The sequence below is a fragment of the Sphingobium sp. LB126 genome (assembly GCF_002795205.1).
GTDB classification, from domain to species: Bacteria; Pseudomonadota; Alphaproteobacteria; order Sphingomonadales; family Sphingomonadaceae; genus Sphingobium; species Sphingobium chungbukense.
Genome location: NZ_NETV01000002.1, coordinates 170,628 through 185,551, shown reverse-complemented (window position 1 = coordinate 185,551; position 14,924 = coordinate 170,628). Strand labels below are relative to the sequence as shown.

General features: G+C 62.1%; 8 protein-coding genes. 5 read left to right on the top strand and 3 right to left on the bottom strand.

Annotated elements, in window-relative coordinates; translation table 11 throughout:
• Complete coding sequence (locus tag CAF53_RS17140; RefSeq protein WP_232307520.1) at positions 1-2,331, bottom strand: arylsulfatase; 2,331 nt, start codon at positions 2,329-2,331, stop codon at positions 1-3.
• A 131-nt stretch (positions 2,332-2,462) separates the two neighbouring features.
• Here CAF53_RS17140 and CAF53_RS17135 point away from each other — a divergent pair, with 131 nt between their 5' ends.
• Positions 2,463-3,092: a TetR/AcrR family transcriptional regulator gene (locus CAF53_RS17135; RefSeq protein WP_100238976.1), complete on the top strand. Its 630-nt coding sequence runs from the start codon at positions 2,463-2,465 to the stop codon at positions 3,090-3,092.
• Between the two features lie 75 nt (positions 3,093-3,167).
• On the opposite strand, the gene CAF53_RS17130 is transcribed toward CAF53_RS17135, so the two are convergent.
• Positions 3,168-5,555 carry a TonB-dependent receptor gene (locus CAF53_RS17130; RefSeq protein WP_100238975.1) on the bottom strand — a complete coding sequence of 796 codons (2,388 nt, stop codon included), beginning with the start codon at positions 5,553-5,555 and terminating at the stop codon, positions 3,168-3,170.
• 184 nt (positions 5,556-5,739) lie between these two features.
• On the opposite strand from CAF53_RS17130, the gene CAF53_RS17125 reads away from it, so the two are divergent.
• From CAF53_RS17125 to gdhA, 4 genes are all read left to right on the top strand, one after another.
• The gene (locus CAF53_RS17125) at positions 5,740-7,467 is read left to right on the top strand and encodes an arylsulfatase (protein ID WP_100238974.1); all 1,728 of its coding nucleotides are present in this window, start codon (positions 5,740-5,742) and stop codon (positions 7,465-7,467) included.
• Positions 7,468-7,569: 102 nt separating this feature from the next.
• Positions 7,570-7,749 carry a hypothetical protein gene (locus tag CAF53_RS27140; RefSeq protein ID WP_157801283.1) on the top strand — a complete coding sequence of 60 codons (180 nt, stop codon included), beginning with the start codon at positions 7,570-7,572 and terminating at the stop codon, positions 7,747-7,749.
• 257 nt (positions 7,750-8,006) lie between these two features.
• Positions 8,007-8,417, top strand: coding sequence for a nucleoside diphosphate kinase regulator (gene rnk, locus CAF53_RS17115; RefSeq protein WP_100238972.1), 411 nt, complete (start codon positions 8,007-8,009; stop codon positions 8,415-8,417).
• A gap of 73 nt (positions 8,418-8,490) precedes the next feature.
• The gene (gene gdhA, locus CAF53_RS17110) at positions 8,491-9,840 is read left to right on the top strand and encodes an NADP-specific glutamate dehydrogenase (RefSeq protein WP_100238971.1); all 1,350 of its coding nucleotides are present in this window, start codon (positions 8,491-8,493) and stop codon (positions 9,838-9,840) included.
• Between the two features lie 154 nt (positions 9,841-9,994).
• On the opposite strand, the gene CAF53_RS17105 is transcribed toward gdhA, so the two are convergent.
• The gene (locus tag CAF53_RS17105; RefSeq protein WP_100238970.1) at positions 9,995-14,785 is read right to left on the bottom strand and encodes an autotransporter domain-containing protein; all 4,791 of its coding nucleotides are present in this window, start codon (positions 14,783-14,785) and stop codon (positions 9,995-9,997) included.
• Between the last annotated feature and the right edge of the window lie 139 nt (positions 14,786-14,924).

The following is a 14,924-nucleotide window of genomic DNA, read 5'->3' as shown; positions in this document are numbered from 1 at the left end:
TCACTTCGGGAAATCGAGGGAAACGCTTCGCAATTTCCCGGTAAAGAGCGACGGCACAGCATAATCTCCTGCCGGGGAGCCATAATCGGCCCCGACATCCATGCCTTCATTCAGTGCGAAGCTCCCCGCAAGCGTTCGTGGCAGCCTGCCGGAGCCCATTGCCTTGCCATCGGCGAGCAGGGTGATCGTCCCGCCACGCCCCCGCTCGCGATCCTTGCCGTCATAGTCGAAGCGAACGGACAGGTTTTTCGTCCCCTCAGGGATTTGGGCGTCGGCCCTGACCGTGAAATGGTCGACAAGAGCGAGATTATAATCGAACACCAGCCGGCCGCCCTCCATGCGGATCGCCCACCCTCCCGTCATGCCGCCCTGTGCGATCAATATGCCACTGTCCGTCGGCATGAAATCGCCATCCGCCCTGATCGTCCAGGAACGATTGCGAATGCTGGGAGCGATCGCTTCCGGCAGGCCGGCCAGCCCCGGATAATAAGTGAAGCTGGTCCGCGTTTGCGGTCGTTGCAGCGCCGCCATCCGCGAACCCGCCCGCCAGTCGAGCGGCATTACATCGTTGCGCTTCGCTTCCTCCCACCAGAGAATCTTCAATGCCTCAAGCCGCTCGGGCGCTTTCGCGGCGAGATCATCGGCCTGGGTGAAATCCTTGTCGAGATTGTAAAGCTCCCATTTGACCTCGTCCGGATCAAGCGCGTCGCGGTTCGCCTCCCAGGGAATGGCGATCCTTGCCGAAGCCATCCATCCCTTGTCGTAGATGGCACGGTTGGCGAAGACCTCGAAATATTGGCGGCTGCGCACTTCCGGCATATGGGCGTCGCTGAACGTCGGCAGCAGGCTGACGCCATCCATCGGTTTTTGCTTGAATCCGTCGACGCTCTCGGGCGCCGGCACATGCGCCGCTTCCAGCAGGGTCGGCGCGATGTCCGTGACATCGGCGAACTGGGACCGCAGGCCGCCGCCCTTCTTGATCGCGGCCGGCCACGAAATGACCATCGGATTACGCACCGCGCCCAGATGGGAAACGATCTGCTTGTAATAGCGGAAGGGTGTGTTGACCGCCCACGCCCAACCGGCCGGGTAATTATTATTATATCTCCGTCCGCCCAGGTCGGGAAGGCTCGCCAATGTGGGCCGGGCCTCCTCCTCCAGCCCGCTGGCCGGTGCAAGTTCATTGAGGGTGCCGGTCACCGCGCCTTCCGCGCTCGCGCCATTATCGCCCGCAATATAGACGATCAGCGTATTCTCGCCGCCGGGCATGGCGCGCACCGCGTCCACCACGCGTTTCATCTCCGCGTCGGTATGGGCGGCAAAGCCCGCGAATACTTCCATCTGCCGGGCGGCAATATGCCGCTGTTCGGGTGTCAGGCTGTCCCAGGCGGGCAGTTCGTCGGGGCGCGGCGTCAGCTTCGCGTCGGCCGGGACCACGCCCAGCTTCTTCTGGCGGGCGAATATCTCCGCGCGATACTTGTCCCAGCCCTGATCGAACTTGCCCTTGAACCTGTCGATCCATTCCTTCGGCGCATGATGTGGAGCGTGGGTGGCACCCGTGGCGATGTACAGAAAATAGGGTCGGTCGGGGTGGACCGACCGTGTCTGACGGACCCAGTCGATCGCCCTGTCGGCCAGATCGTGCGTCAGATGATAATCGGGATCGTTGGAGGGGGACAGCGCGCGCATATTCTCGAACAGCAGTGGCTGGTACTGGCTGGTGCCCCAGGCGTTGAACCCGTAGAAATAGTCGAAGCCAAGGGCGTTGGGCCAATGTGCATAGGGTCCGCCCGCGCCCGCCTCCGCGGCCGGCGTGTTATGGTTTTTGCCGAACATTGCGGTCGCATAGCCATTGTCGCGCAGGATGCGGGCGACCGGCGCGGTGCTTTGCGGAATAACGCCGGTATAGCCATCATAGCCGGTGGACAGTTCGGTGACGATCCCGACACCCGCATTATGGGGATTGCGGCCGGTCAGCAGCGCTGCTCTGGTTGGCGAACATATGCCCGCGGTGTGGAACCGATTATACCGCAGTCCGGTACGGGAGAGCATGTCCAGCGCCGGCGAAGGGATCGCCCCGCCGAAGGTCGCATATTGCCCGAAGCCGGCGTCGTCGAGCAGGATGACCACGATGTTCGGCGCGCCCTTCGGAGCTTGTACCGCCTGATGCGGCACGGCCGGAGTGGAATCGCGGTAGGTACGCCCGACGGTCCCCTTGAACGCCGGATCCGGCAAAGGCAGGCTGGTACGATCTGTCTCTTGCGCATGAAGCGGCAGGGCCATGCTCATCAGCGCGCACAATGACGCCTTCCAGATCCAGGATGCAGCCACAGTTTCTCCTATCCCCGCCTACCGCAAGGCATGCTGATAAATTTAAAACATGTGTTTGTAAATATCAGTCATGAGAATTATATCCAAAACCGGAATGGACACGCCGCGTGATCGGAAGCACAGAGGCAAGGATGGTTCTCGCACGCAAGCTCAATCCCAGGAAATCGGTGCCGGACGCGCTTGTGGACGCTGCGCAACGGCTATTTGCCGAACAGGGTATCGACCGTATCTCGTTGCGAGAGGTGGCCGCGGCGGCGGGACAGCGCAATGTGAACGCCGTGCAATATCATTTTGGCGATCGCGCCGGCCTGGTGCGCGCCATCTATGAACGCAACATCCCCGCCCTGGAGCGAATGCGGGCCGATCGCCTCGCCCAATTGCGGGTCGCTCGATCGGGCGCAAGCGCCCGAGATCTCATGGCCGCGTTTTTCGTGCCGCTGACCGAACATGTCGATGAACACGGCCGACGCAGCTATGCGGCTTTCCAGCTTCAGGCACTTGAATCGCCCAATTGGCGTTTCGCCTTCACGGAGATGCCCGATCAAACACCGGTGACGAACCTCATCGTCGACATGATCCTAAATTTGCGGTCGGACATCCCCCGCGAAGTCTCTGCGCGGCATCTCATCTACGCGAACATCGTCTTCCTTTCGATGATCCGCGATATCGAAGATATGACGGTTGCACGAAGCGCTAGGGAGAGGGACGAGATCATAGACGACACGCTCGCGCTTGTGACACGCATGTGTACCCCGCCATAAGCATCGTCGCCGCGCACCAAGCCATGATCGAGCCGTTCAAACTATCGTCCGTCGCCATCCCCGGCAGCTTCGACCTCAGAAACGCGTTCGCACGGTCACGCCATAGGTACGCGGATCGCCGAGCGTGCCGGTGATCGCACCCGTGTTCGCGGCCGACAGGCTCTGGAAATAATCCTTGTCGAACAGGTTGCGGCCCCACAATTGCAAATCCACCGACCCGTCCAGCGCCCGCACGCCGATCCGCGCGTTGAGCAGGCTGTAACCGGGTATCAACGAATAGCGCGACAGGCTGGCCGTCGTATAGAAATTGGAGCGGTAGCTGTAATCGGCGCCCGCATAGACTTCCATATCATGCCCCCAATGGTTGCCGACCGGAGCCTTTGCCTCTCCGCCAACGGAGAAGGCCCATTTGGAAACGCCAGGCAGGCGGTCACCCGAAAGATCGCAGAATGTGACGCCCGTCGTCTCGATCGGACAAGGCGCATTGGGGTAGCTCACATATTTCGCGTCGGTGTAGGTGCCCGATCCATAAAGAGAGAGCCATGGAGCCGGGCTGGCCTGGAGATCCGCCTCGATCCCGCGGGTGCGCACTTTGCCGACATTCGTGAAATAGGAGATATTGTTGCGATCCGGCGCGGTATCGACGATCGTCGTTTGATAATCGCTGACATCGGTCCAGAATCCAGCGAGGTTGGCGGTCAGCTTGCCGCCCGCCCAACTGGTTTTGAGGCCCAGTTCATAACTGTCGATCGTCTCGGGCTTGATTACAGGATCGACGGCAAACTGGCCGGTGGTGATGATGTTGGCAAGGTTGAGCCCGCCGAACTTGTTGCCCCGGCCATAGGTAGCGTAAATCAGCGCATCAGGAGTCACCTTCCACGACAGCGTCGCCTGTCCCGACAGACGGCCTTCCTTCGTTTTCGCCTCATAGAAGTTGGCGACGCCATAGCGGGCGCGGATCGCCTGCGCGGCGGACTGCTGCGCGGCGGTGAGGCCGCTCAGAACGGCACCTGTCGCCTCCTGATCAAACCAGCCGCTCTTGGTCTCGTACGTATAACGCAGGCCGGTGGTGAGGTCGATCGTCGGCGTGATGTGCCAGATTGTCTGGCCAAACGCGGCATAGCTGTTCGTGACGGGCCGGGAATGGCTGAGGACCGTATAATTGTTGAGCGCCGCCGCACCCACCGCCGGATCAGTGCTGGGCGCCAAGAACCAGTTCGCCGCGTCCGCGCCATAGGCGTTGAGCGCTTCCGCCCTGATCGATTGCCAGAGATAATAAAGGCCGCCGATATAGTCGACCTTGCGTTCTCCCTCGGATGCGATGCGCAGTTCCTGGCTGAACTGTTGCTGGTTGTTGCTCTGGTGGAAATCGCGACCGGCATCGAGGCGCGTGCTGTCGCCATCATTATGCGGATACCAGTCCCACCGCTGCCAGGAGGTGACCGAAGTCAAGCTGTGCCCCGGCAATGTCAGATCCGCGATTGCGGCCACGCCGCCCTGACGCATCTTGTAACGCGGGTTGCCGTTCACATCGACGATGCGTTCACCCGGCGCATCGGTAACGACCGGTACGCCCAACCGGGTCGTCCGGTCGGTATAATTGTTCGCGAAATTGGCGCCATTATCATAGGTGCGGATCACCCCGGTCAGCACGGCTGCGGCGGTTTGCTGCTTCTGGAATCCATAATCGCCGATCAGCCGCAGCTTGAAATTGTCGGCGGGCGTGAACAGCAGTTGCCCGCGCAGGCCGAAATCATGATAGTCCTGCGTCCGGCCATGGTCATAACGATTGGTGACATAGCCGTCTCGGTCGGTCTTCGAGACGTAGAGCCGGGCAGCGAGCCTGTCGTCGATCAGCGCGCCGCTGGCATAGGCGTGCAATTGACGGAAGTCGTAATTGCCATAGCTTATGTCGCCGCCAAATTCCGGCTCGAAGCTGGGTGACTTTGTGGTAATGACAACGGCACCCGCCGACGTATTCTTGCCGAATAGGGTGCCTTGCGGTCCACGCAGCACTTCGATCCGTTCGATGTCGGCCAAATCGAATACGGCTTGGCCCGGTCGCGCCAGATAGACCTGGTCCATATAAACGCCTACCGCCGGCTCCAGCCCGTCATTATAGACCGAGACATTGTTGCCAAGTCCCCGGATATTGATGCTGGTGTTGCGCGGATTGGTGACCGTCACCACCAGGCTGGGGCTGAGCGCCTGAAGATCGCGCAAATTGTAAGTCCGCGTGGCCGCGAGCTTATCCCCGCCATAGCTGTTCGCAGCAACAGGAACGTCCTGGATTTTTTCGTCCCGGCGCCGGGCCGTGATGATGATCGCGCCGCCATCATCCATGGCATCGACGGCCGATGGAATAGCGGCGACTTCGCCTTCCGTCGCACGGGCCTGCGGCACGGCGATGGCGGCGAGAGCGAATGCCAGAGCGAAGGTGGAAGAAGAACGCAGGATAGTCATGAAATCCCCTTTTTTCAGCGACCAGGACGGTTGAATGATTCTCAACTCATCCACTAGAGAAATCGCTGGACAGCCTGCCAGACAGTTTTTCTATCAATATCATAGACAATTGATTGCTACGAATTTCCGGCCCTTTTGCCTTAGGTCCAGCGCCTGACGCGCCAATCGGTTCTGGAGATATCGGATGAGTAAATTTCTGAAATCAGCTATTTTTTTGACCGTGACCGCTCTTTCATGGGGCGCCATGGGGCAGGCGCGGACCACACCGGCGGCGACCGGCAGCACTGTTCCGGCGCCTGCCCAGCAACGCCCGAACTTTCTGCTGATCGTCGCTGACGATCTTGGCTGGTCGGACCTTGGATCGTTCGGTGGAGAGATTGCGACACCCAATCTGGACGCCATCGCGAATGCCGGCGTCCGCTTCACCGGCTTCCACACCGCACCGACCTGTTCGCCGACGCGCTCGATGCTGCTGAGCGGCGTCGACAATCACCAGGCTGGCCTTGGCAGCATGGCCGAGACCCTCCAACCCGAACAGACCGGCCAGCCGGGCTATGAAGGCTATCTCAACGATCGGGTCGCCTCCATCGCCGAACTCTTGCATCAGGGTGGTTATCGCACGCTGATGGCGGGGAAGTGGCATCTGGGCCTCACCCCCGAACGCGGCCCGGCGGCGCGGGGTTTTGAGCGGTCCTACGCTCTGCTCCAGGGCCTTGGCAATCATTTCGGCGCGGACCAGAATAAGGCGTGGAAGGCGATCGATGCCGCGCCGACCTATCGCGACAACGGCAAGATCGTCTCCTATCCCAAGGGGCGCTTTTCGGCCGATTACTTCACGGATCGGCTGATCGGCTTCCTGGAGGAGGGCAGGAAGGACAAACGCCCCTTCTTCGCCTATCTGCCCTATTCGACGCCGCACTGGCCGATACAGGCGCCGGCGGAAGACATCGCCAGATATAAGGGCCGCTATGATGCGGGGTACGAGGCGCTGCGCGATGCACGGTTGAAACGCCAGAAGGAGCTCGGCCTGGTGCCCGCCGATCTGACACCGCACGCGTTTCAGAATGTAAAGCCGTGGGCCTCGCTCAGCCCGGAGGAAAAAGCGGTGGAGGCGCGCAAGATGGAAGTCTATGCCGCGATGGTCGACCGCATGGACCAGAATGTCGGCCGGGTCGTCGCGACCCTCAAGCGCCTGGGCAGATATGACGACACGGTCATCATCTTCCTCGCCGACAATGGACCGGAAGGCAATGTGATCGACGCGCCGTTCCAGGCCGCGTCGAAGCCTGAGGGCGCGGCGAAGCTGGGCATCGACAACAGCCTCGGGAATATCGGCGCGGCCACCTCCTACGTCGGCTATGGCCCCGGCTGGGCCCAGGCGAACAGCTCGCCATCCTGGCTGGTGAAGGGCTATCCGACCGAAGGCGGCACGCGCGTGACCGCTTTTGCCGCCGGGCCGCATGTCGCCGGCGGACGGATCGCCAACGCATTCCTCAGCGTCACGGATGTGGCGCCCACGCTGCTCGACCTCGCAGGACAGACACAGCCCGCCAGCTTCGCAGGGCGGCCCATCCTGGCCATGCAGGGGCATAGCCTTGTGCCCGTGCTGACCGCCAGCCAAATCAACCTGCGCCAGCCGACCGAACCCGTCGGAACGGAGCTGTTCTATCGTCGCGCCCTGCGCAAGGGCGACTGGAAGGCGGTCTACCTGCCGAAGTCCGGCAGCACCTATCCGCGCGGTGGCTTTGGCACTGGCACATGGCAGTTGTTCAACCTCGCCAAGGACCCTGCCGAGGCGCACGATCTGGCGACCAGCGAACCGACAAAGCTGCGGGAACTGATCGCCGATTGGGACAACTACGCCAGGGAAAAGGGCGTCGTCGTCCCCGCTGCTCCGGCTGCGGAGAAATGAATGTCATGCGCTAGTGTGATACGCCTCATCATAGCGGCCAGGTGGGGAGCGTATTTCAAATCCATAAACCACACTAAAAACATATATTTGCTAGTGACCCTGATGAATCTGAAGTTCGTTCAACGCCTGCCCGACAATATGACGAACTTCAGATTCGGGTCACTAGGGTGGTCCCGCGGCGTTGACGATGGCCCCGGTGGCCACGTCGCGGCACAGGCCCGCGCCTCTGTTGCTTCGCCGCACCTGGGCGCGGTCGAGAAAGCGGAAATGGCCGGCTTCTGACCTCCGCCGGCATCATCTCGCATGAACCATCGAAGGCAGGCGAAACTGGCGGCGTTTGACTCGCACGACTTCGCCTGCCAAAGTGCCGGCATGAACTTTCGGGTCAACTTTGCGCGCTTTCGCCATCACGGAGGGCAGCTTCTCGCGGGCATATAGCCCCGGGTCTCGGCGCACTTGCCCCGGACTCGGGGCAAATCGACACATGATGGTCGCCGCCTTGAGGGGCAGGCGCCCCCTCACGATCGAAAGTCAGCGCCATGGCCAGCCGCCTCAAGACAAAACGCCCTCCCGTTCGCCTTATCGACACCGAAGCCGAAAGGCTCACCGACATTGCCCTGAATGCCTCCGGCCCAGCGAAGCAGGCGGGAGAATTGCTGCTCGATGAAATTGCCCGGGCCTCGATATGCAGGGCCGACCAGGCTCCCGGCGATATCATTACCATGCATTCGATGATCGAATTCGAGGACGCGGCGAGCGGCACCAGCCGTACGGTGCAACTGGTCTATCCCGGAGAAGCCGATATATCGAAAGGACGCATTTCGATCCTCACGCCCGTGGGCGCCGGTCTGATAGGCTTGAGCGCGGGCGATGTGATCCTTTGGCCCGACCGCGACGGACGCGAGCGACCTCTCGCCATTTTGAAGGTTACGCAGCCGCCGCGACCCTAGGCAGAGCGATCATCATCCGCCCGCTTACCCGCACGTTTTCACACAATAAAATAACTGAACAGGAGGCCCGACTTTGCCACGGATCGACGAAAAGCTTCTTCCCATTTACGAGGATGTCCTGCGACGCAATGCAGGCGAGACGGAATTCCATCAGGCCGTCGAGGAGGTTCTGGAAAGCCTGGGCGCCGTCATCGCAAAGCATCCGGAATATATCGACAATGCGCTGATCGAGCGGATCTGCGAGCCGGAAAGGCAGATCATCTTTCGCGTCCCGTGGGTCGACGATAATGGGCATATCCACATCAACCGCGGCTTTCGTGTGCAGTTCAACTCCGCACTGGGGCCATATAAGGGGGGCTTGCGGTTCCATCCGTCCGTCAATGTCGGGATCATCAAGTTCCTCGGTTTCGAACAGACCTTCAAGAACGGGCTGACCGGCATGCCGATCGGCGGCGGAAAGGGCGGCTCCGACTTCAATCCGCGCGGCCGGTCGGATGGCGAGGTCATGCGCTTCTGCCAATCCTTCATGACCGAACTGTATCGGCATCTGGGTGAATATACCGACGTTCCCGCCGGCGACATTGGTGTCGGCGCTCGGGAGATCGGCTATCTGTTCGGCCAGTATAAGCGCCTTACCAACCGGTACGAGGCCGGTGTTCTGACCGGCAAGGGGTTGATCTACGGCGGATCGCGGGCGCGGACGGAAGCGACGGGATATGGAGCCATCTATTTCATCGACCAGATGCTGAAGACCAGGGGGCAGAGCCTCGATGGCAAGCGCGCAGTCGTATCCGGGTCGGGCAATGTCGCGATCTATGCGATCGAGAAGATCAATGAGTTCGGCGGCAAGGCGGTCGCCTGTTCGGACTCGTCCGGCTTCATCGTCGACGAAGACGGAATTGATCTGGAACTGCTGAAGGAAATCAAGCTCGTCCGTCGTGAGCGGATTTCGGACTATGTCCGTCTGAAAGGCGAACGAGCCTATTATTCCGACCAGGGATCGGTCTGGGAAATTCCGTGCGATGTGGCGGTGCCATCGGCCACACAGAATGAGCTGAACGGAAATGACGCGGCAGCCCTGATACGCAATGGCGTCATCGCCGTGGGAGAAGGCGCGAACATGCCCTGCACGCCGGAGGCAGTGCGTCTCCTGCAACAAGCCGATATTCTCTTCGGTCCGGCGAAGGCCGCCAATGCCGGGGGTGTCGCGACCTCGGCGCTGGAAATGCAACAGAACGCCTCGCGCGACAGCTGGACTTTCGAGGAGACCGAGGCCCGTTTGGCCGCGATCATGCGCCGCATTCACGATAGCTGTGCGGAAACCGCCGAAGCCTATGGCGCGCCAGGCAATTATGTTCTTGGGGCGAATATCACGGGCTTCGTGCGGGTCGCCGAAGCGATGCAGGCCATGGGAGTCATTTAGCGATCGAGGCTCGGCGCCTGCCGGATCTCAGGGGCCGGACACCGCCGTGTGTGGCGGGGAATACCGGCGCGTTGCGGAAGGGGATCAGGGGTGCCGGCCTTGCGACCGGCGCCCCCTGTGGATTTGGGTGACGCCCCCGACGCGCTCCGATGCGTCAGAAATCGAAACGGACGCCCAGGTTGACATTATGGCTGCGCGTGCCGCCGAACTCACCCTGATAGGCGCCGTAGAGGCTGAAGCCCGGAGCCACATCGTAGCGCGCGCCGGCACCGGCGGTCGCCATCGTCTCCTTGCGGCCGGCGCCCAAGACCGTGAAGCGTTCGGCATTGCCGACGAACCCGGCACTGGCGGCGGAAAGCTCGCCCTCAAGCTGGTGACGCACGCCGGCCTGTGCCCAGGGATGGAAACGGTCGCCCTCGCCGACACCGCCCTCGAACTTGAGGCCGCCGTCGATGAAGGTGGCATGGGTCTTGGCGCGATCGATGGCGAGTGCGAGGGCGGCGCTGCCGGTTTCAGTGGCGCGTCCACGGCGGGTCGAGACGTGGGTGATGCCGACTTCCGGCCGAACCGCCCAGCTACCCATGGGGAAGCTGTAGCCGACCGAACCGTCCAGCACGAGGCTGCGCAGGCGATAGTCGTTCGATGCGACCGTCGCGCCTGGAACGGCGCGGCGGGTGCTGCCCTCGCTCCAGTCGTAGGCCATCGTCACCGCCGCGTCGAAACCGCCGCTGGTGACGCGACCGGACAGACCGGCAACCACGCCGTCGGCATCGGTACGCGCGCCCAGCGCCTTGACGGTCTGACGGCTGTCGACATAGCCGACGAACCCACCGACCGATGCCGCCGCCGAACCAAAGCCGATGCCGCCCAGCACGCCATAGCTGTGGCTCTTGGCCGTGGAACTACCCAGGACCGCATTGCCCTTCAGCGTGCGCCAGTTCCCCAGGCTCTGCGCAAAGGTGAACGGGCCCGCCGTGTCGCGCCGGGTTGCGGCGAGGCCGGAGCGGCCGGCCTTCGCAATGGCCAGTCCCTGTTCCACACCGAGCTGCGAGGCGCTGGCATAAGCTTCCGCCGTAAGCTGGCCGAAGGCCGCCGCATTTGCCGTGCTGCCGCTGAGCAATGTGGGCACGGCATTGATCAGCGCCGTGCCGGCGGTGCCGGCGACCAACAGGCCGTTGACATAATTGATCGCGGCGTTGGCCTGAACGTTGGTGCCCGCGGGCGCCACGAAAGTGCCGAGCAGTTGCAGCCTCGATGCATTGTAACGCAGCACACCGACGATGCCGGGATCGCGGTTGACGATGTCGAACTCGCCAGTGATCGTGCCGCCGCCGTTGACGATGATGAGGTCGCGCGATGCGCCGGGGGTGAGCGAGCCGGTCAGGTTCAGCACCGTATTGTCGCCGATCGCCACCGATCCGCCATTGACGATGATCTGGTCGCTCTGGCCCACGGGCACGAACTCGAAGGTCGTGGTGGTGCCGTTGCCGATCGCGAGATTGCCGTTGATCGTCATGATCGCGGGCGAAGCGCCGGGCGACAGCGTGCCGCCATTGCCGATCGTGATGTTGCCGCTGACCGTTCCGGCGGTGCCGAAGGTGCCGCCGCTCGCCACGTCGACCGATCCGGTCAGGGTCGATCCGGCCAGACCGATCAGGCGGCCACCGGTGACATTGACCTGGTTGACGTCGAGATCGCCGGTGAAGCTGTTCACGCCCGCGGCGTTGTTCACTTCTTCAAAGCCGGTGAAGTTGGACCCGTTGATCGTGGTCTGCGATTCATAGGTGCTGCCCGTATTGAAGGCGAGCGTATCGGATCCCCCGCCCGCGGCCACCGTGCCGCCGAAGCTGCCGCCCGTGCCGATCGTCACCGTGTCGGCGCCTGCGCCCAGATCGACATTGCCGGAGATCGCACCCGTGTTGGTCAGACTGTCCGCGCCGCTTCCGGCGAGGATATTGCCATTGATCGTGCCACCCTGGTTGCTGATGCTGTTGTTGCCGGGACCGGTGATGATGTTTCCGGTGACGGAGCCACCGCTCGCATTGCTGAAGACATTGTCGCCTGCACCCAGATCGACATTGCCGATCACTTCGCCACTGTTTGCGATCGTGACGCTTTCACTTCCGCCGCTGATGGCTGTTTCGCCCGGGGCCACGACGATGCTCGATCCCTGGGTCAGGTTGAGCGGGCCACCGCTGGATACCTGAACCGTCTGCTGGACCACGACCTGACCCGTGCCGATGATCTTCTCGATCTCGAAATTGGTGAACAGCTGGCGGAGGGCCGGATCGATCGAACCGGTGTAGGTCGTTCCGGTGATGTCGAACGAAAGCGTGTCTTGCCCTGCGCCGCCGTCGACCGTTCCGTTCAACACCGCCGAAGCGAGGAGATGGGTGAAGCTGTCATCGCCATCGCCCATCCGCACCGTTCCGGTGATGGTGCCTGCGTTGACGATGGTGTCATTGCCTTCACGCATGTAGATGTCGCCGGTGATCCGGCCGGCATTGTCGATGCGGTCATCGCCGGCATTGAGGTCAATCGACCCGATGATCACGCCCGTCGCGGTGTTCGTCACATGGTCGGTCGAGGGCAGGAAGCCGCTGTCGTCATCAAGCTGATCGCCGCTCGTATGGATCGCGCCGGCAAGATAGCGGTTGGGCTGGCCGATCGCATTGTCGACGACGATGCCGGGATTGGCCGAATAATCGCTGCCCGCGCCGCCCCGGATGGTGCCCGCGTTGACGATATTGACGGTCTTCGCGGACACGCCGATCGCGGTCGCCATGCCGCCGTCAACGGCGTTGGGAATGGCATTATATGCCAACAGCCCCGTGGGAGGCGTGGGGATGATCATGCTGGCGAAGCCCGATACCTCTATCAGGCCGCCTTCGCGGTTTTCGATGGTGACCGTACCTGCGCCGCTGCTTTCCTGGTCGATCCCGACGGCGGCGATCTGGTTGACGAAGAATTCGGTGCTGCCGGGGTTCAATATTCCCATCGGGAAGCCGGTGGCGCCTCCGGTCGCCTTGATCGTGCCACTGTTGACCAGGCGCACAGTCGAGTCCGCCAACGCAGTACCCGGCTCATCGCCGTCGCCCGCTTCGATCTCGATGAGAAGGCCCGATCCGCCCCGGTCCTGGCCGATGATGCTGCCGCTATTGTTGAAGGTCAGGCTTTGGCTGACGTCCGTATCCGATTCGATGTCGAATGCGGCAACGCCGCCGAAGAATGGAACATTGCCCGGCTCGATGGGAAGCTCGGTTCGTGTCACGGTGCCGCTATTGTCGAATGTCGCCACCCGGTTCCCGATTTCCACCTCGGCGGCGCCGTCGATCGCGCCTGTGTTGGTGAACGCGAAATTTTCAGCGGGGATACGGATGATATCCTCGTCCTCCGGCCCGTCATCCTGCAAAAGGCCGGTTTCGATGTACAGCGCAGTGCCGCCTTCCCGCGCCGAAGCCGCGATGCGGCCATGATTGGCGAAGCTCAGATTCTGTGCCGCGACGCCGGCGTAGAAGCCGTCCAGGATTTCGCCGCTCGCGCTGTTGACGATCGTCGCGGCATCGGCGTTGAATTCGTCGTTGGCGTTGAGCAGCACGAGGTCCAGCTCGCCCACCTTCAGCGTCAGGCCGCGCTGGAAATGTCCGTTGGCATCAATCCCGGCCATCGAACCGCTGTTGGTGAAGGAGAAGACCCGCGCCGCCACGTTGGCATCCAGGCCGCCGATGATGCTGCCGCTATTCTCGATTTTCGCATCCGCCAGTTCAGTGGTTTCCAACGCCTGGCGGATACGGATGGCCGCGTTCACGCCCTCGTCGAATTCGCGTTCGATATTGGCGAAGGCTGGACGCGCGCCGTTGAAGCCCATCTCGATGGTGCCGGCGTTGCGGAAGACGAAATCCTCGCCCGCAGAGGTCGTGATGACCGATCCCATTCCGCTCGTCGCCAGGTTGATCTCGTCATTGTTGACGAAGGTCGCGGCCGCGATCCTTATGTCGCCGTTGATCGTCCCTTCATTGGTGAAGCTGGTCAGGGCATCGCCATAGGTCGGCGTATAAAGCGGAACGGTGCCGGGCTGCACATTGGCGCGCTGGAAAGTCGCGAAACGTTGTTGGTAGTAGCTGATCGCAGCCGGGACGACGGTCACGCCGGGCGGATACAGGCCCGCAGTGTTGAGGAGGTTGATCGTGCCGCCGTTCACGACATTGCCGTTGCCCATGAGGGTGATCGTCGTGCCCTGCCCGGTCAATGTCAGCGTGGTCGCATCGCCCCGCGCCTCGAAACCCTCGATCTCGAACGTGGCCGGCAAGGCCCGAGCACCCAATTCCAGCGACTGCGACTGGCTGTAGCTGCGGGTATAGATGTCGATGCCGCCGCCGGCCGATAGGGTTCCGGTGACCCCGTCATCCTCGCCCCGCTGGATGAAATTGGCGGTGCTGAACGCGGTGCCGAGTTGCAGGTTGCCGTTCAGCGTGCCGCCGTCCGAAATATAATAATAGAGCGCGCCCGCCAGCGGCGACTGGGGCGATACAGGGGTGGGCTCGACATAGGAAACATCGCCATTGATCGTGCCGGCATTTGTCACGTTGAAGCTGAGCAAGGGAATACCGGTCCTTGCGGGTGCGATGATGGCGTTCGTCCCCCCATCGATCACGCCGCCCGCTGCGTTGTTCACCGACAATATGACTGCCAGACCGGCGCGGATGGCCGGGTCCCCCGCAATGGTTCCGCTGTTGTTCACCACGGTGGCGGTGCCCAGCGTTCCGGTGATCGGCCCGATCGAGCCGGTATTGCTGATGATACAGAGCGGACCCGCACTCCCATCCGGACAGGTCGTTGTCGGGGCCTGCTGCGCGAAGGAACTGCCTGCGCCGAGCGCCAGCACGCTCACGCCAATACCAAGCCCCAGACGAATAGGTGAACGCGTAGACTTCCGCCCGATCATGATATTCCCTCCCGACAAATATGCGGCAGGGTTAGTCGGGTCGAGCAGTCGTTCGCATCCCCCGATTAGGGTATGAGCGATCAATCAATCGATATGTTGCATTTTTGCACAGGCATAATCAGCCATGTCTTCACGGCGA

Coding starts and splice junctions, on each gene's coding strand:
- CAF53_RS27140 (WP_157801283.1), top strand. CDS start 7,570: ATGAATCTGAAGTTCGTTCAACGCCTGCCCGACAATATGACGAACTTC.
- CAF53_RS17135 (WP_100238976.1), top strand. CDS start 2,463: ATGGTTCTCGCACGCAAGCTCAATCCCAGGAAATCGGTGCCGGACGCG.
- rnk (WP_100238972.1), top strand. CDS start 8,007: ATGGCCAGCCGCCTCAAGACAAAACGCCCTCCCGTTCGCCTTATCGAC.
- CAF53_RS17125 (WP_100238974.1), top strand. CDS start 5,740: ATGAGTAAATTTCTGAAATCAGCTATTTTTTTGACCGTGACCGCTCTT.
- CAF53_RS17130 (WP_100238975.1), bottom strand. CDS start 5,555: ATGACTATCCTGCGTTCTTCTTCCACCTTCGCTCTGGCATTCGCTCTC.
- CAF53_RS17105 (WP_100238970.1), bottom strand. CDS start 14,785: ATGATCGGGCGGAAGTCTACGCGTTCACCTATTCGTCTGGGGCTTGGT.